A 14,315-nucleotide genomic window follows, 5' to 3' on the forward strand; every position below is an offset into this window, starting at 1 on the left:
ACGTCAGGCCGACTTCTTCGAGCTGCCGCGCGGCTCGTTTGCCGCTTCCGGTTGCTGCATGGCCTGGATCGCCGCCCCGTTGATCTCCCGTTCGGCGAGCTGGGTGAGCAGCTCGTCGGTCTTCTTCTCCTCGGTCAGCGTCTGCCCGAGCAGGTCGCCCAGCTCCTTCTGCCCGGCCGACTTCGCCAGCGTCGCCAGCGTGCCGTAGGTGGCGATCTCGTAATGCTCGACCTTCTGGATCGCGGCGGTCAGCAGCATGTCGTAGACCGGGCCCTTCTCCTGGTCGCCGAGCTCGTGCTGGGCTTCCTCGATGATGCCGCGCATCGCCTCGCAGACCTTGCGGCCGGGCTTGCCGCCGAGTTGCTCCAGCGCCTGCTCCAGCCGCTCGATCTGCGTCTCGGTTTCCTCGGCGTGCGCCTGCAGCGCATCCTTCAGTGCCTGGCTCTGCGCCTTCTTCGCCAGCCGCGGCATGGCGCGCACGCCCTGCTTCTCCGCGCTGTGGGCGTCGCGGAGCATCTCGATCAGCAGCTTGTTCAGGTCTTCCATGTCCTGCGTCCCCGTGCGTCGCGGCCGGGAATGGCCGCGCTGCCGCGGGAACGGGGCGGGACGGGCGGCGGTTGCCGCCCGTTCCGGCTCGCGCCGGTCTAACTTATTCGGCGCTGGCAGCGTCGAGCCGCGCCACCGCCGCGGCCGGCAGGCGCAGCGCCGCCGCCTTCACCAGGTCGTCAATCTGCGCGTCGCTGGTGGCGCTGGCAATCGGCGCGGTGACGACCGGCTTGGCCAGCAGCCAGGCGAGCGAGACTTGCGCCGGCGTCGCCGCGACCTCCTTCGCCACCGCGTCGAGTGCATCGAGCACCGCATGGCCGCGCGGCGTCAGGTACTTCGCCATGCCGCCGCCGCGCTTGCTCTTCCCGAAATCCGCCTCCGACCGGTACTTGCCCGACAGGAAGCCGGAGGCGAGGGCGTAGTAGTTGATCACGCCCACCCCCTCGGCGGCGCAGAGCGGGCCGAGCTCGGCCTCGAAGACCGCACGGTCCATGAGGTTGTAGAGCGGCTGCAGCGTCTCGTAGCGCGGCAGGCCGAGCTTCGCGCTGGTCTCCAGCGCCTGCTTCAGCCGCGGCGCGCTGTAGTTGGAGGCGCCGATGGCCCGCACCTTGCCCGCCTTGATCAGCTCGGCGAAGGCCTGCAGCGTCTCCTCGAGTGGCGTCTCGGGATCGTCCTTGTGCGCCTGGTAGAGGTCGATGACGTCGGTCCTCAGCCGGCGCAGGCTGTCCTCCACGCTCTGCATGATCCAGCGACGGGAGAGGCCGACCGCATGCTTCGGGCCGTTCCCCTGCGCGTCGCGCGGGCCCATCTGCATGCCGACCTTGGTCAGGATCGTCATCCTGGAACGGGTGCCGCGGGCGGCCAGCCATTCGCCGATGATGGTCTCGCTCTCGCCGCCCTGGTGGCCCGGCGCCCAGGCGGAATAGACATCCGCCGTATCGATGCAGGTCAGCCCGACATCGAGCAGCCGGTCGAGGATGCGGAAGGACACCTCCTTGTCGAGGGTCCAGCCGAAGACGTTGCCGCCGAAGATGATGGGCGGCACGGCGATGCCGGAGCGGCCGAGCTGGCGCTGTTCCATGGGGATCCTCCTCCTCGAGGCCGGGCAGGATGCCGGCGGCGGGCTCAGCGGTCCAGCAGGCCGGCGGCGCGCAGCGCCTTGCGGATGATGTGGCCGGGATCGAAGCGGCGCCCGGCCCGCGGCGGTGCCTCGGGGTGCGGCGGGGGCGGCGCGTCGCGGCGGGGTTCCGGCCGGGGCGGGGCCTCGGTCGCGCCCGCCGTGGTGGCCGCCCTGGGCGCCTCCTGCCGCGGCGCCGCCTCGGCGGCGGCGGGCTGCGGCGCCGGCGCGGCCGCGGCCTCCGCTGGCGATGCGGCTGCCGGCGCCACGCGCGCGCCGCCGTCGCGGCCGACGCTGATGACCGGCCCGGTGGCCTGCCCCGCGCGCGCCGCCGCGCCGCCGAGGCCGAAGAACCCGGCGATGAGCGCGGTGGAGGGAATGCCGACATCCAGCATGTAGGGCATCGCCTCGCCCAGTGCGTCCGGGCCGCCGCGCGGCGCGATGGGGACGCCATGGCCCATGCCGGCGATGGCGTGGTGCTCCAGCAGCGGCGTGCCGTCCCGTCCCCGCCATACCCGGTGGTGATGCGCCGGGCCGAGGCTCTTCCCCGGCTGCGGCGCGCCCGCCAGGCCGTGCAGGTCGCGCCACTGCTTCAGGATCTCCTCGGCATTGTCCGGGCGGACCGTGCCGTCGGCCTCCCCCTGCCAGACCGAGACGCGCGGCCAGGGGCCGTGATGGGGCGAGGCGCGGCGGACCGCCTCGCCCCAGACATGGCCCGACCGGGGGCGGGCGGTCGCCATGGCCTCGAAGGCCTCGGGCATGGAATGCGCGGCGCCATAGGGCAGGCCGGCGATGATGGCGCCGGCGGCGAAGACCTCCGGGTAGGTCGCCAGCATCACGCTCGCCATTGCGCCGCCGGCCGAGAGGCCGGTGAGGAAGACGCGCCGTGGGTCGAGGCGATGGTGGGCCACGGCGTATGCGACCATCTGCCGGATCGACAGGGCCTCGCCATGCTCGCGGCGAGTGTCGCCCGGCTCGAACCAGTTGAAGCAGCGGTTGGCGTTGTTGCCCGGACGCTGCTCCGGCAGCAGCAGGGCGAAGCCCAGCCGCGCCGCGAGGGTGGACCAGCCGCTGCCGCGGTCATAGCCGCCGGCGGTCTGGGTGCAGCCATGCAGGGCGACGACCAGCGGCGCGCCGGCGGGCAGGCGGTCGGGGACGAACTCCAGCATGCGGAGCTGGCCGGGATTGCTGCCGACGCCCGTCACCTCGGTCAGCGCGCCATCCCCCGGCGGGCCGCCCAGGCCGACGCCTTGCGCCATGGCCTGGCCGCGGCGGACGAGCTCGGCGATGTCGATATGCGGCTGCTTCAAGGCAGTGGTCCTTCCGGGGGCCGCGAGGGCGGCAGCATGACCAGCGTGGGCGAGGGGGTGCGGGTTTCGCTGCAACGCAGCATTGCCTTCACCTGATTTCTGAAGCAACGCCCGCGCGCCGTGAACGTTGAGCGAACACGCAACCGCAGGAGAGCCAGATCCATGGCCAAGCAGCCGCAGCACCACGAGCCCTCGGAGAACCCCAAGCGCGACCCCGAGCCCGGCTCCAACACCATCAAGGACCCGGATGACTGGACCACGGGCGACGAGGCCATGACCGGCGCCCAGGCCAGCTACCTCAAGACGCTCAGCGAGGAGGCGGGCGAGGCGTTCGATCCGAACCTCAGCAAGGCCGATGCGAGCAAGCGCATCGACGAGCTGCAGGCGAAGACGGGACGCGGCCGCGACTGAGGCCAGCCGCGGCCAGGGCTGGGGTCAGCCCTGGCCGGCGGCAATCTCGGCCTGCTGCCGGGCGCTCTCGGCGAAGGCGCGCAAGCCCTTCTCGACGGTCGCGCGGTCCAGGTCGCGCAGGATGAAGACGAGGCGGGAGCGGCGGTCGTCGCCGTCGGGCCAGCGCTCCAGCTTCACCGGCGGGTGGAAGAGGTGCTGGACGCCATGGATGGCGACCGGCCGCGCCTCGCCCGCGAGGTTCAGGATGCCCTTGATGCGCAGCACGCTCTCGCCGCGCGTCATGGTCAGCACCTCGAGCCAGGTGGCGAGGCCGTCCCAGGGCAGCGGCTCGTCGAAGGTCAGGCAGAAGCTGTGGATGCGGGCGTCGTGGCGGTTGGCGTCGTGGTGGTGATGGTCGTGCCCGTGGTCATGGTCATGGGCGTGCCAGGCCTCCGCATCCAGCCAGCGCGTGACGTCCGGGTGCTTGCGCGTCGCGTCGTAGAGCCCGCAATCCAACAGCGCCTCCGGCTCGATCTCGCCATGCAGCGCGTTCAGCAGCGGCGCGCCCGGGTTCAGCGCCCGCAGCCGCGCCCAGAGCGCCGAGACCTGCTCGGGCGTCGCCAGGTCGGACTTGGTGATAACGAGCCGGTCCGCGACCGCGGCCTGCTTCACCGCCTCCCCCTGGCTGTCGAGCGTCGCCATGCCGGTCGCCGCGTCCACCAGCGTCACCACGCCGTCGAGGCGGTAGCGGTAGAGCACCAGCGGGTCGCTCATCAGCGTCTGCAGGATCGGCGCCGGGTCGGCCAGCCCCGTGGTCTCCACCACGACGCGGCGGATGGCATGGCCCTGCTCGATCCGCACCGCGAGATCGCGCAGCGCCTTCACCAGGTCGCCGCGCACGGTGCAGCAGAGGCAGCCGGCATTCAGCAGCACGGTGTCGCCGTCGAGACGCTCGACCAGCAGGTGGTCGAGGCCGATCTCGCCGAACTCGTTGATCAGCACGGCGGTGTCCCGCAGCGCCGGGTGCTTCAGCAGCCGGTTCAGCAGCGTCGTCTTGCCGGCGCCGAGGAAGCCGGTGAGGACGGTGACGGGAACCGGCTCGGGGCGAGGAGTAGGGGGAGGGGTCATCGGCCGTACAGCGCCTCCGGCGCGACCAGCGGCGCGGCGATCTCGGCGAGGCCGCCGTCGCGCGGCGCGAGATAGAAGCAGGACCGCCGCCCGGTGTGGCAGGCGACGCCGGTCTGGTCCACCAGCGCCAGCAGCGTGTCGCCGTCGCAGTCGAGCCTGAGGTCCACCAGCCGCTGCTGCTGGCCGGAGGTCTCGCCCTTCCGCCACAACCCGCCGCGGCTGCGGGAGAAGTAGCAGACCCGGCCGGTCGCCAGCGTCTCCTCGGCGGCCTCCCGGGTCATCCAGGCCATCATCAGGACCTCCCCGGTGTCGTGCTGCTGGGCGATGCAGGGGACGAGCCCCCGCGCATCGAAACGGATGGCGTCCAGCAGCCGGGCGCGGGCGGCGGGGTCGGCCACGGAAAGGGTCGCGGGCGGAGCGGTCATGCCCCAATATAGGGGCCGATGCCCGCAACCGAGAATCCCGCCCTGCCGACCACGGCAAACCTCGGGGCCAGCCTGGACCAGGCCGCCGCCCTCTGCGCCCGACGCGGCGCGCAACTGACGGCCCTGCGGCGGGAGGTGCTGCGGCTGGTGCTGGAGGCCGAGCACCCCGTTGGCGCCTATGCGCTGCTCGACCGGCTGAAGGCGAGCCGGGCCGGGGCGGCGCCGCCCACGGTCTACCGCGCGCTCGACTTCCTGGTGGAGCAGGGGCTGATCCACAAGGTGGAACGGCTGAACGCCTTCATCGGCTGCGCCGACGCCTTCGAGCACCCGGAGGATTGCGGCTGCGCCGAGCAGCACGACCATCCCCATCAGTTCCTGATCTGCGGCCGCTGCGGCGCGACGGCCGAGATCAGCGATCCCGGCGTGGCACTGGCCCTGGCGCGGGCGGCGCGGGCGGCGGGCTTCACGCCCGGGCGGGCGACGGTGGAGGTGGAGGGGACCTGCGCGCGCTGCGCGGCGGCGTGACGCGCGGGGCGCTCAGTCCGGCGGATCGAGGAGCGGGCCGAGGTCGCGGCTGCCGTGCAGGACCCGTTCGATGACGACCAGCCCCTCCGCACGCTCGGCGTAGAAGATCAGGGTGGCGCCGTGCGGCGCGACGCGGATCCCGTCGCCGAATTCGAGCCTCGGCCTGTGCATCCGTGGGCGGGCGGCCAGGCGGCGGCAATGCTCGCGGATGTCCCTGACGAAGCTGATGGCCCGCCTCGGATTGTCGATCGCGATCGTGTCGCCGATCTGCTCCAGATCGCGCAGTGCCTGCCGCGCGTAGTCCGGAGCGGCCGTCACTCCCCGGCGCGCTCCGCCATGGCGGCGTAGCGGGCCTCCAGCCGGCTGAAGACCTCGTCCTCGCTATGGACCTGTCCGCTCCGCCGGCTCTCCTCGATCGAGCGCCGGATCTCCTCGACCTTCTGCCGCCGCTCCGTCTCCCGGTCCTCCAGCAGCCGCAGCGCGGCCCGCACCACCTCGGAGGCGTTGTTGTAGCGCCCGCCCTGCACCAGCGTGTCGATCATGGTCTCAAAATGGTCGCCCAGGGCGAAGCTGCGGGGCATGCGGGAGTCTCCAGCGGGTGATAACAGTTATCATCCCACCCTCGCCTGCCGCAATCACAGCCGATGGCGTCACGAAACGCCATTTGCTCCCCCCGGGCGCTGCGGTGTCTCATCCGCCCGCCGGGCCGCAAGGCCCGCTGGGAGAGGACACAGGATGCCACGACACATGCTTCTCGCGGCCTTCGCCGCCGTGCTGCTCGCCGGGCCGGCCGCGGCCGAGGTGACCGAGCAGGAATTCCGCAGCGGCCGCACCGGCGACCTCGCAGCGCTCTGCGGCGCCCCGGTGCAGGACCCGATGCACACCGCCGCGGTCAATTGGTGCCAGGGCTTCATGGTCGGCGCCGGGCAGTACCACCGCTCGGTCGCCGCGGCGCATGGCGATGCCCATCGCGTCTTCTGCCTGCCCACGCCGGAGCCGACGCTGGAGCAGGCGCGCCTCGCCTTCGTCGCCTGGGCGGCGAAGAACCCGCAATACGCGCAGGACCGCGCGGTGGACGGCCTCACCCGCTTCGCCGCCGAGACCTGGCCCTGCCCGCGCGCCGAGTCGCCGCGCAGGCCACGCCGCTGAGAGGAGACGAGAGCATGCGCAAGACCCTTCTCCCCCTCGCGGTCGTCCTCCCGCTCGGCCTCGCCGGCTGCGCCGACCTGAACACCACCCAGCAGCGGACGCTGACCGGCGGCGCGGCCGGCGCGGCGGGCGGCGCACTGATCGGCGCCATTGCCGGCAATGCCGGGCTCGGCGCGCTGATCGGCGGCGGCCTCGGCGCCGGCGGCGGCTACCTCTTCGACCAGAGCAAGCAATCGCAGCAGCGGGCCTACCAGCAGGGCTACTACGAAGGCCGGGCGAGCCGGCGATGAGCGGCTGGCGCCTGGAGCCCGGCTGGGTCCCGGGCGCCATCGGCGACATCGCCGCCCTGCATGCGCGGGTCTATGCGGAGAGCCACGGCTTCGGTCCGGTCTTCGAGGCGAAGGTGGCGCGCGAGCTCGGCGAGTTCCTCGCGCGCCTCGACCCGGCGCGCGATCTGTTCCGCGGCGTGGTGGCAGCGGATGGGCGCCTGCTGGGCTCCATCGCGCTCGATGGCGGCGAGCCGGGCCTGTCCGCCGGCACCGCGCATCTCCGCTGGTTCATCCTGGACGCGGCGCTGCGCGGCAGCGGCCTCGGCCGGCGCCTGCTGGCCGAGGCACTGACGCATGCCCGCGCGGTGGGCTTCGCCCGGGTCTATCTCTGGACCCTCGCCGGCCTCCCGGCGGCCGAGCGGCTCTATGCCGAGGCCGGCTTCGCGCTGGAGGAGGAGGTCACCGGCACGCAATGGGGCCGGCCGGTGACGGAGCGGCGGCTGGGCCTGGCGCTGCCGGCCGGCGACGCGCCGCCATGACGGCGCCGCGCCGCTCCGGCCGCCCGGGGTCAGCCCGCCAGCCGCGCGAGCGCCTGCTCGAGATCGGCGATCAGGTCGGCCGGCTCCTCCAGCCCGATATGGATGCGGCACATCGGCCCGCCGAACTCGCCGGTGCCGGCGGTGCGGGTGATGTTGCCGGTCGTGGCGATGCAGAGCGACTCGAACCCGCCCCAGCTCGCGCCGATGCCGAAGAGCGCCAGGCTGTCGATGAAGCGGGTGACGTCCTCCAGCCTGTAGCGCGGCTGGAACACCACGCCGAAGAGGCTGCAGGCGCCGCTGAAGTCGCGCTGCCAGAGGGCGTGCTGCGGATGCTCCGGCAGCGCCGGGTGCATGACGCGCTGCACCTCCGGCCGCGCCGAGAGCCAGCGCGCGACCTCGATCCCGCTCCGCTCCTGCCGCTTCAGCCGCACCGCCATGGTGCGCACGCCGCGCAGCGCCAGCCAGCAGTCGTCCGGCGAGGCATATTGCCCGAGCTGCGAGGCGGCGGCGCGCAGCGTCTTCCAGTCGGCCTCGTTGTTGACGGTGACGCTGCCGAGCAGCACGTCGGAATGCCCGCCGACATACTTGGTGAGTGCCTGGATGGAGACGTCCACGCCCTTCTCGAAGGGCATGAAGTGGTGGATGCCCCAGGTATTGTCCGTCATGACCGTGCAGCCGCGGGCATGCGCGGCGCGGGCGATGGCGGGGATGTCCTGGATCTCGAAGCTGTGGCTGCCGGGGCTCTCGGTATAGACCACCTTCGTGTTCGGCCGGATCAGCGCGGCCATGCCGGCTTCGTCCACCACCGGGTCGTAATAGGTGGTCTCGACGCCCCAGCCCTTCAGCAGCCCCTCGCAGAAATTGCGGACGGGGCCGTAGACGCTGTCCGGCACCAGGCAGTGGTCGCCCGATTTCAGCCAGGCCTGCAGGGGCACGGTGCAGGCGGCGAGGCCGGTGCCGACGATCAGGCAGCGCGTGCCGCCCTCGATCTCGGCGATCACATCCTCCAGCGCGTAATGCGTCGGCCCGCCCTGCGTGCCGTAGGTCATGTACTGCTCGAAGCGGTGCTTCGCGCCCTCGCGCCGCGCCTCGCAATTGGGGAACAGCACGGTGGAGCCGCGATGCACCGCGGGGTTCACGAAGCCATGCACATGCGTGCCGGCGCGGCCGGCATGGCTCATCCGGGTGGAGAAGCCGAGGCTCCTGGTCTTCGGGGAGGCATCGCGCGCCTGCGCGTGGGCATGATCTTCAGGCATCAGCTCTGCACCTTCGGCGTCTCGGGGCGGGAGGCCCATTCTGTCCAGGATCCGTCATACACCGCCGGCTCCGGGAAGCCCGCCCGCACCAGGCCGAGGGCGAGGGCGCAGGCGGTGACGCCGGAGCCGCAGGAGGTCACGACCGGCCGCTCCGCCGTCACGCCTGCCGCAGTGAAGAGGGCATGCAACTCGGACGGGTTCTTCATCGTGAGGTCCGGATGCACCAACTCGCTGACCGGAACATTGGCGGCACCCGGCATATGGCCGGCGGGCAGCCCCTCCCGCGGCTCGGGCGTGGTGCCGTGGAAGCGGCCGCTGGAGCGGGCATCAAGGATCAGCGCCCCGCCGCCGCCCTGGCGGACGATGCGCTTCACGTCGCCGATGCCGCGCAGCTTCTCCGCCTGGAAATCCGACCAGAAGCTGGTCGGCTCGGGCGGCGGCGGCTCGCCGGTCTCGATTGGCCGTCCCTCGCGCTGCCATTTCGGCAGGCCGCCATCCAGCACCGCCGCGCGCTCATGCCCGAACAGGCGCATCATCCACCAGCCGCGGGCGGAGGAGCGCAGGCCGTGCTGGTCGTAGAAGACGATCCGCGCATCGTTCGAGATGCCGAGGTCGCCGGCGAGCCTGGCGAAGCGCGCCGGCGTCGGGACCATATGCGGCAGGTCGGTGTCGGGATCGGCGATGCGGTCGATGTCGAAGATGCGCGCGCCCGGGATATGCGCGGCGCGGAAGGCGTCATGCTTGTTGCCGGGCTCGCCGGGCAGGTAGGTGGAGCAGTCGAAGACCAGGAGGTCTGGGCTGCCCAGCGCCGCTTCCAGCCAGGCGGTGGTGACGAGATTGTCCATGGACGGCTACTCCCCTGCCAGCACGAGATAGACCCGACGGTTCTGCTTGCCCTTGTTCTCGAGCTTGGTGACCTCGAGCCGGCCGATCTCCGCCGTGCCGCGCACATGCGTGCCGCCGCAGGGCTGCAGGTCCACCGGCGCCGCCTCCGGCCCGATGCGCACCAGGCGGATGCGGCCAGCGCCGCGCGGCGGCTGGACGGAGAGGGTGCGGACGAGGCCGGGATTGGCGTCGAGCTCCGCCTCGGCGATCCAGCGCTCGCCGACCGCGTGGTCGGCCGCGACCAGCGCATTGAGCTGCTCGGTCAGCCAATCCTTCGCCGGCGGCGCGGCGAGGTCGAAGTCGAGCCGCGAACGGTCGGCGCCGATCTGCCCGCCCGTGACGCCCGCGCCGGGGATCAGGCTGCAGAGCAGGTGCAGCGCGGTGTGCATGCGCATGTGCCGGTGCCGCAGCGTCCAGTCGAGCGAGGCGCTGACGGCGGCGCCCACCGGCGGCAGCGCCGCGCCCTCGGCGGCCAGGTGCAGCACCGTGTCCTCCGGCCCCTTCACCGCCTTCAGGATCGGCGTCTCGCCGCCCTCCCAGCGCAGCAGCCCGGCATCGCCGGGCTGGCCGCCGGCCTGGGCGTAGAAGGGCGTGCGGTCCAGCAGCACGCCCTCCGGCCCGGCGGCGAGCACGGTCGCGGTCGCCTCCCGCAGATAGGCATCGTCCCGGTACAGAAGCTCCGTCGCCATCACGCCCATTCCTGCCGCAGCCGCGCCCGGTGGTGCCGCAGCCACCAGAGGCATACCATCGCCGTCGCGTTCATGATCCGGTTCGCGTCCAGCATGGCGAAGGCCTCCTCCGCCGGCACGATCAGGACGCGGGTATTCTCGTGCTCCTCGACCAGCCCGTGCTCGCCGGCCTTCTCCGGCTCCGGCAGGCGCACCCGCGCGGCGTAGTAGTGCATCATCTCGTCGCAGCCGCCCTGCATCAGCATGGTCCGGCAGATCGGCTCGAGGCGGTCGGTGGCGAGGCCCGTCTCCTCCCGCGTCTCGCGCCGCGCCACCTGCTCCGGCGTTTCGCCGGGCTCGCGCAGGCCGGCGGGGCACTCGACCATGACCGGCTCGATGCCGGCGGCGAGCGCGGGCAGGCGGAACTGCTCGATCAGCGCGACGGCATCGGCGACGGGGTCGTAGGGCAGCACCGCCACGCCGGCATGCCGCCGCCAGAGTTCCCAGGTCAGCACGCCGGAGGGCGAGCCGTCGAAGCGGGTATAGGTGAAGCGCACGCGCTGCAGCGGGAAGCGGCCGTCCCAGACGACCTCGTCCTCCAGCACCGTCACGCCGGGATGCGCCGGAATGGGCGGCGCCTTCGCTGGTCTGGCTTTCATGCGGCCCGGACCCTACCCTCGGCCCCGAACGCCGTCCATGGACCCGAAGCAATGCCTGACGCGCCCGCCGCCCCGCCCGGGACGGCGCCGATCCCCGATCGCGCCCAGGATCCGCAGGGGCGCGGGGCAGCCCGCCGGCGGGCGATCCTCATGATCCTGGGCGCGGCCGGCATCTTCTCGGTGGCCGGTGCCCTGGTGAAGGCGCTGAGCGGGCAGGTGCCGCTCGCCCAGGTCGTGCTCTGCCGCAACCTCTTCGCCATCCCGGCCCTGCTGCCGCTGCTCTGGCGGGCCGGCGGCCTCGCCGCGCTGCGCAGCGGCAATCCCGGCCTGCACGCGCTCCGCCTCGCCGGCGGGCTGATGGGCATGGTCGGCGCCTTCTACGGCTATGCCGTGCTGCCGCTGGCGACCGTCACCGCGCTCGGCTTCACCATGCCGCTCTTCCTGACGCTGCTCTCCATCCCGCTGCTCGGGGAGCGGGTCGGGCCGCGGCGCGGCGCGGCGGTGCTGGTCGGCTTCGCCGGCGTGCTGCTGATGACCCTGCCGGGCGGGGCGGGGGGCGGCAACCTCCTCGGCCTCGGCGCCGTGCTGATGGGGGCGGTCGGCTGGGCGCTCGCCATGATCTCCATCCGCCGCATGGGCGATGCGGGCGAGAGCAACGTGACCATCGTGCTCTGGTTCGCCTTCGGCGCCATGGTCGTCTCGGGCCTGGCGAGCCTGCCCGTCTGGGTCTGGCCGACATCAGGGCAATGGGCGCTGCTGGCCGGCATCGGCCTGGTCTCGGCCGTCGCGCAACTGATGATGACGGAGGGCTACCGCCGCGGCGAGGCGACGCTGCTCGCCCCCTTCGAGTATTCCGCCATCCTCTGGACCACGGCGCTCGGCGCCCTGGTCTGGGCGGAACTGCCGGATGGCTGGGACTTCGCCGGCATGGCGGTGCTGGTCGCGAGCGGCCTCTATATCTGGCACCGGGAGGTCACGCTCGGCCTCCGGCGCTGAGGGTCACCCGACCTGCTGCGCCCCGAGCAGCGCGGCGACCTGGTCCGTCAGTTGCGCCGCGGTCACCGGCTTGCGCAGCAGCGTGAAGCCGCCATCCACCTCCTGCCCCACCGCGAGGCTCGCCGCGTCGCCGGCATAGCCGGTGAGCAGGATGGCCGGCAGGCCGGGCCGCAGCCGGCGCGCCTCGCGGATCAGGGTGACGCCGTCCATCCCCTCCATGGCGAGGTCGGAGACGAGCAGGTCGCAGCGCTGCCCCGCCCGCAGCCGGTCCAGTGCCGCGGCGCCGTCCGCGAGCGCGGTGACGCGGTACCCCGCCTCCGCCAGATGCTCCGAGAGCACCGCCCGCACCGCCGGCTCGTCATCCACCAGCAGCACGGCGGCGCTCGACGGCGCCGGCGCGGCCCGCGGGACCGGTCCCGGCGCCGATGCCTCGGCCTCCGCCGCCCGCGGCAGCCAGAGCGCGATGCAGGTGCCCTGGCCCGGCGCGCTCTGGATCCGCATCCGCCCGCCCGAGCCCTCGGCGAAGCCGCGCGCCATGGCGAGGCCGAGGCCGGTGCCCTTGCCGGCCGGCTTGGTGGTGAAGAAGGGCTCGCCGGCGCGGGCGAGCGTCGCGGCATCCATGCCGCTGCCGGTATCCTTCACCGCGACCCGCACGTAGTCGCCGGGCGCGAGCCCGCCCGGATCCTCCGGACCGACCGTCACCGGCTCGGCCGAGAGGGTCAGCCGCCCGCCCTGCTCCATGGCATCGCGGGCATTGGTGGCGAGGTTGACCAGCACCGTCTCGAGCTGGCCGCGATCGGCGAGGACGGGCGGCACGCCCGCCGGCGCCCGGATCTCCACGCGGATGCGGGCGCCGAGGGTCGCCGCCAGCACCTCGCGCAGGCCGGCGAGCAGGGCGGCGACATCCAGCCGGTCCGCCCGCAGTTCCTCCCGCCGGGAGAAGGCGAGCAGGCGGCGGGTGATCGACTGGCCGCGCTTGGCCGCCTCCTCCACCATCCCGGTCAGGCGGGCGACCGCCTCCGGGTCGCCGGCGCGCTTGCCGATCAGCGCGACGCCGCCGAGCACGGCCTGCAGCACGTTGTTGAAGTCATGCGCGATGCCGCCGGCGAGCTGGCCGACCGCCTGCAGCTTCTGCGCCTGCAGCAGCGCCGCCTCGGTGCTCCGGCGCTCCTGGATCTCCGCCTCCAGCCGCGCATTGGCGTGCTGCAGCGCGGCGGTGCGCTCGGCGACCCGCGCCTCCAGCACCAGCGCGTGCTGGCGCAACTCCTCCTCCCGCTGCTGCAGGGCGGCGGCCATGCCGTTGAAGGCGCCGGCGAGCTGGCCGAATTCGGAATGCGCATCGGCGCCGGAGGCCCGCGCCGCGAGGTCGCCGCCGCGCCAGCGCTGCGCCGCCTGCAGCAGCCCCTCGGTCGGGCGGGTGATGAAGCGCCGCCCCACCAGCAGGGTCAGGCCGAGCGCGAGCAGGGCGCCGGCGAGGAGGATCAGCGTGCCGCGGGTCAGGGCCCGCTCGATGTCGCGGAGCAGCTCATGCTCCTCGAAGCCGACCGCGGTGGCGATGTGGTGGTTCTCCGGCGTCGGCGGGGTATAGCCGACGAGACGCGTCGTGCCGTCGATGCTGCGCAACTGCAACGTGCCGGGCCGGGTGGCCGAGAGCATCGGTGCGGCCGCGGACGGCAGCGGCTGGCCGACGAATTCGGCATTGCGGATGTCGCGTGCCAGGACGACGCCCTCGGCATCCGCCAGGGTGAGGATGCCGCCGGCGAGGAAGGGCGAGCCGGCGCGCTTCATGCGCTGCAGCGCCTGCTCGAGCCAGGCGAGGTCGAGGGCGGCGACCAGGGTCGCGCCGGCGGCGGGCCCGGCGACCTCGACCGGCAGGTAGAAGGGCAGGACGGCATCCTGGAAGCCAGGGATCCGGGTGTAGCGGCCGGCGGTGAAGCGGTCCGCTGCCCGCGCCGCGGTGATCCAGCCCCCCTCGTCGCCCTGCAGCGCCGGTCCGGGATCGGAACTGCAGGCGATCTTTCCGCCATGATCGACCAGGGCGATGAAGGCATAGCCCTGCGCATGCCGCCGCAGGCGCGCGAGGTGCCGGTCGCAGCCAGGCGCGATCTGCCGCACCTCCGGGCTCTCGGTGGCGGCGCCGAGCAGGATGCGCGCGCCCTGGGCGATGCCCTCGAGGTTGCCGGCCAGCAATTGCGCCTGCTGCACGGCAATGGCGCCGACCTGCGCCTTGCGTTCCGACCACTGGCTCCAGCCCACCGCCGCCTGCATCGCCAGGATCGGCAGCAGGGAGGTTCCGATGATGAGGATGAGGCGGGTGGACAGGCGCATATGGCCCGGGGTCAGCCGCCAGCCGCGCCAGGCGCGGCGGGAAGGCGGCGGCGCGGCGGCGCCCGGGCCCTGCGGCATGGCGCAGCAATCCTCCAGGTTGAAACGGGGTGATACGGTACTCTTCC

18 protein-coding genes are annotated in these 14,315 nt (G+C 73.2%); 6 read left to right on the plus strand and 12 right to left on the minus strand.

The window, feature by feature from the left end:
- Positions 1 to 3: 3 nt before the first annotated feature.
- The 3 genes from Q7A36_RS01585 to Q7A36_RS01595 all read right to left on the minus strand — a co-directional run bounded on the left by Q7A36_RS01585 (position 4) and on the right by Q7A36_RS01595 (position 2,973).
- Positions 4 to 546, minus strand: coding sequence for a YciE/YciF ferroxidase family protein (locus Q7A36_RS01585; RefSeq protein ID WP_305101881.1), 543 nt, complete (start codon positions 544 to 546; stop codon positions 4 to 6).
- A gap of 103 nt (positions 547 to 649) precedes the next feature.
- Positions 650 to 1,627 carry an aldo/keto reductase gene (locus tag Q7A36_RS01590; protein WP_305101882.1) on the minus strand — a complete coding sequence of 326 codons (978 nt, stop codon included), beginning with the start codon at positions 1,625 to 1,627 and terminating at the stop codon, positions 650 to 652.
- 44 nt (positions 1,628 to 1,671) lie between these two features.
- Complete coding sequence (locus tag Q7A36_RS01595) at positions 1,672 to 2,973, minus strand: extracellular catalytic domain type 1 short-chain-length polyhydroxyalkanoate depolymerase (RefSeq protein WP_305101883.1); 1,302 nt, start codon at positions 2,971 to 2,973, stop codon at positions 1,672 to 1,674.
- Positions 2,974 to 3,135: 162 nt separating this feature from the next.
- Here Q7A36_RS01595 and Q7A36_RS01600 point away from each other — a divergent pair, with 162 nt between their 5' ends.
- Positions 3,136 to 3,384, plus strand: coding sequence for a DUF3072 domain-containing protein (locus tag Q7A36_RS01600; protein WP_305101884.1), 249 nt, complete (start codon positions 3,136 to 3,138; stop codon positions 3,382 to 3,384).
- A gap of 24 nt (positions 3,385 to 3,408) precedes the next feature.
- Here Q7A36_RS01600 and Q7A36_RS01605 read toward each other — a convergent pair whose 3' ends face one another.
- Positions 3,409 to 4,491 carry a CobW family GTP-binding protein gene (locus Q7A36_RS01605; RefSeq protein ID WP_305101885.1) on the minus strand — a complete coding sequence of 361 codons (1,083 nt, stop codon included), beginning with the start codon at positions 4,489 to 4,491 and terminating at the stop codon, positions 3,409 to 3,411.
- Positions 4,488 to 4,916: a phosphoribosyl-AMP cyclohydrolase gene (gene hisI / locus Q7A36_RS01610; protein ID WP_305101886.1), complete on the minus strand. Its 429-nt coding sequence runs from the start codon at positions 4,914 to 4,916 to the stop codon at positions 4,488 to 4,490. The genes Q7A36_RS01605 and hisI overlap by 4 nt, the downstream gene beginning before the upstream one ends.
- A gap of 18 nt (positions 4,917 to 4,934) precedes the next feature.
- Between hisI and Q7A36_RS01615 the strand changes: the two genes are divergently transcribed.
- Positions 4,935 to 5,441, plus strand: coding sequence for a Fur family transcriptional regulator (locus tag Q7A36_RS01615; RefSeq protein WP_305101887.1), 507 nt, complete (start codon positions 4,935 to 4,937; stop codon positions 5,439 to 5,441).
- 12 nt (positions 5,442 to 5,453) lie between these two features.
- Here Q7A36_RS01615 and Q7A36_RS01620 read toward each other — a convergent pair whose 3' ends face one another.
- Together Q7A36_RS01620 and Q7A36_RS01625 are read right to left on the minus strand one after the other, a co-directional pair.
- Entirely contained in the window at positions 5,454 to 5,759 is a 306-nt protein-coding gene (locus tag Q7A36_RS01620; protein WP_305101888.1) for a type II toxin-antitoxin system RelE/ParE family toxin, read from the minus strand.
- Positions 5,756 to 6,022: a type II toxin-antitoxin system ParD family antitoxin gene (locus tag Q7A36_RS01625; protein ID WP_305101889.1), complete on the minus strand. Its 267-nt coding sequence runs from the start codon at positions 6,020 to 6,022 to the stop codon at positions 5,756 to 5,758. The genes Q7A36_RS01620 and Q7A36_RS01625 overlap by 4 nt, the downstream gene beginning before the upstream one ends.
- A gap of 166 nt (positions 6,023 to 6,188) precedes the next feature.
- Between Q7A36_RS01625 and Q7A36_RS01630 the strand changes: the two genes are divergently transcribed.
- Genes Q7A36_RS01630 through Q7A36_RS01640 form a run of 3 tightly spaced genes read left to right on the plus strand, consistent with a single transcriptional unit; the run spans position 6,189 to position 7,398 of the window.
- Positions 6,189 to 6,590, plus strand: coding sequence for a Rap1a/Tai family immunity protein (locus Q7A36_RS01630; RefSeq protein WP_305101890.1), 402 nt, complete (start codon positions 6,189 to 6,191; stop codon positions 6,588 to 6,590).
- A gap of 14 nt (positions 6,591 to 6,604) precedes the next feature.
- Entirely contained in the window at positions 6,605 to 6,880 is a 276-nt protein-coding gene (locus Q7A36_RS01635; protein WP_305101891.1) for a glycine zipper domain-containing protein, read from the plus strand.
- Positions 6,877 to 7,398: a GNAT family N-acetyltransferase gene (locus tag Q7A36_RS01640; protein WP_305101892.1), complete on the plus strand. Its 522-nt coding sequence runs from the start codon at positions 6,877 to 6,879 to the stop codon at positions 7,396 to 7,398. The genes Q7A36_RS01635 and Q7A36_RS01640 overlap by 4 nt, the downstream gene beginning before the upstream one ends.
- A 29-nt stretch (positions 7,399 to 7,427) precedes the next feature.
- Here Q7A36_RS01640 and metC read toward each other — a convergent pair whose 3' ends face one another.
- From metC to Q7A36_RS01660, 4 genes are read right to left on the minus strand one after another with little or no spacing between them, the layout of a single operon-like run.
- On the minus strand, positions 7,428 to 8,654 hold the full coding sequence (gene metC / locus Q7A36_RS01645) for a cystathionine beta-lyase (RefSeq protein ID WP_370655621.1): 1,227 nt from the start codon (positions 8,652 to 8,654) through the stop codon (positions 7,428 to 7,430).
- The gene (locus tag Q7A36_RS01650) at positions 8,654 to 9,499 is read right to left on the minus strand and encodes a sulfurtransferase (RefSeq protein WP_305101893.1); all 846 of its coding nucleotides are present in this window, start codon (positions 9,497 to 9,499) and stop codon (positions 8,654 to 8,656) included. Before Q7A36_RS01650 ends, metC begins: the two co-directional genes overlap by 1 nt.
- A gap of 6 nt (positions 9,500 to 9,505) precedes the next feature.
- A complete protein-coding gene (locus Q7A36_RS01655; RefSeq protein WP_305101894.1) occupies positions 9,506 to 10,228 on the minus strand; it encodes an alanyl-tRNA editing protein in 723 nt (240 codons plus the stop codon).
- Positions 10,228 to 10,866, minus strand: coding sequence for an NUDIX domain-containing protein (locus Q7A36_RS01660; protein ID WP_305101895.1), 639 nt, complete (start codon positions 10,864 to 10,866; stop codon positions 10,228 to 10,230). Before Q7A36_RS01660 ends, Q7A36_RS01655 begins: the two co-directional genes overlap by 1 nt.
- A gap of 51 nt (positions 10,867 to 10,917) precedes the next feature.
- On the opposite strand from Q7A36_RS01660, the gene Q7A36_RS01665 reads away from it, so the two are divergent.
- Positions 10,918 to 11,862 (plus strand): DMT family transporter, encoded by a 945-nt coding sequence (locus Q7A36_RS01665; RefSeq protein WP_305101896.1) that lies wholly within the window; start codon positions 10,918 to 10,920, stop codon positions 11,860 to 11,862.
- Between the two features lie 3 nt (positions 11,863 to 11,865).
- Here the strand turns inward: Q7A36_RS01665 and Q7A36_RS01670 are convergent, their stop codons facing one another.
- Positions 11,866 to 14,268: a hybrid sensor histidine kinase/response regulator gene (locus Q7A36_RS01670; RefSeq protein ID WP_305101897.1), complete on the minus strand. Its 2,403-nt coding sequence runs from the start codon at positions 14,266 to 14,268 to the stop codon at positions 11,866 to 11,868.
- Positions 14,269 to 14,315: the final 47 nt, after the last annotated feature.

Origin of the sequence: Paracraurococcus lichenis (assembly GCF_030657435.1) — a bacterium.
Lineage (GTDB): Bacteria > Pseudomonadota > Alphaproteobacteria > Acetobacterales > Acetobacteraceae > Paracraurococcus > Paracraurococcus lichenis.

Coding starts and splice junctions, on each gene's coding strand:
- Q7A36_RS01665 (WP_305101896.1), top strand. CDS start 10,918: ATGCCTGACGCGCCCGCCGCCCCGCCCGGGACGGCGCCGATCCCCGAT.
- Q7A36_RS01660 (WP_305101895.1), bottom strand. CDS start 10,866: ATGAAAGCCAGACCAGCGAAGGCGCCGCCCATTCCGGCGCATCCCGGC.
- Q7A36_RS01615 (WP_305101887.1), top strand. CDS start 4,935: ATGCCCGCAACCGAGAATCCCGCCCTGCCGACCACGGCAAACCTCGGG.
- Q7A36_RS01655 (WP_305101894.1), bottom strand. CDS start 10,228: ATGGCGACGGAGCTTCTGTACCGGGACGATGCCTATCTGCGGGAGGCG.
- Q7A36_RS01635 (WP_305101891.1), top strand. CDS start 6,605: ATGCGCAAGACCCTTCTCCCCCTCGCGGTCGTCCTCCCGCTCGGCCTC.
- Q7A36_RS01600 (WP_305101884.1), top strand. CDS start 3,136: ATGGCCAAGCAGCCGCAGCACCACGAGCCCTCGGAGAACCCCAAGCGC.
- Q7A36_RS01630 (WP_305101890.1), top strand. CDS start 6,189: ATGCTTCTCGCGGCCTTCGCCGCCGTGCTGCTCGCCGGGCCGGCCGCG.
- hisI (WP_305101886.1), bottom strand. CDS start 4,916: ATGACCGCTCCGCCCGCGACCCTTTCCGTGGCCGACCCCGCCGCCCGC.
- Q7A36_RS01590 (WP_305101882.1), bottom strand. CDS start 1,627: ATGGAACAGCGCCAGCTCGGCCGCTCCGGCATCGCCGTGCCGCCCATC.
- metC (WP_370655621.1), bottom strand. CDS start 8,654: ATGCCTGAAGATCATGCCCACGCGCAGGCGCGCGATGCCTCCCCGAAG.
- Q7A36_RS01670 (WP_305101897.1), bottom strand. CDS start 14,268: ATGCCGCAGGGCCCGGGCGCCGCCGCGCCGCCGCCTTCCCGCCGCGCC.
- Q7A36_RS01640 (WP_305101892.1), top strand. CDS start 6,877: ATGAGCGGCTGGCGCCTGGAGCCCGGCTGGGTCCCGGGCGCCATCGGC.
- Q7A36_RS01605 (WP_305101885.1), bottom strand. CDS start 4,491: ATGACCCCTCCCCCTACTCCTCGCCCCGAGCCGGTTCCCGTCACCGTC.
- Q7A36_RS01650 (WP_305101893.1), bottom strand. CDS start 9,499: ATGGACAATCTCGTCACCACCGCCTGGCTGGAAGCGGCGCTGGGCAGC.
- Q7A36_RS01625 (WP_305101889.1), bottom strand. CDS start 6,022: ATGCCCCGCAGCTTCGCCCTGGGCGACCATTTTGAGACCATGATCGAC.
- Q7A36_RS01585 (WP_305101881.1), bottom strand. CDS start 546: ATGGAAGACCTGAACAAGCTGCTGATCGAGATGCTCCGCGACGCCCAC.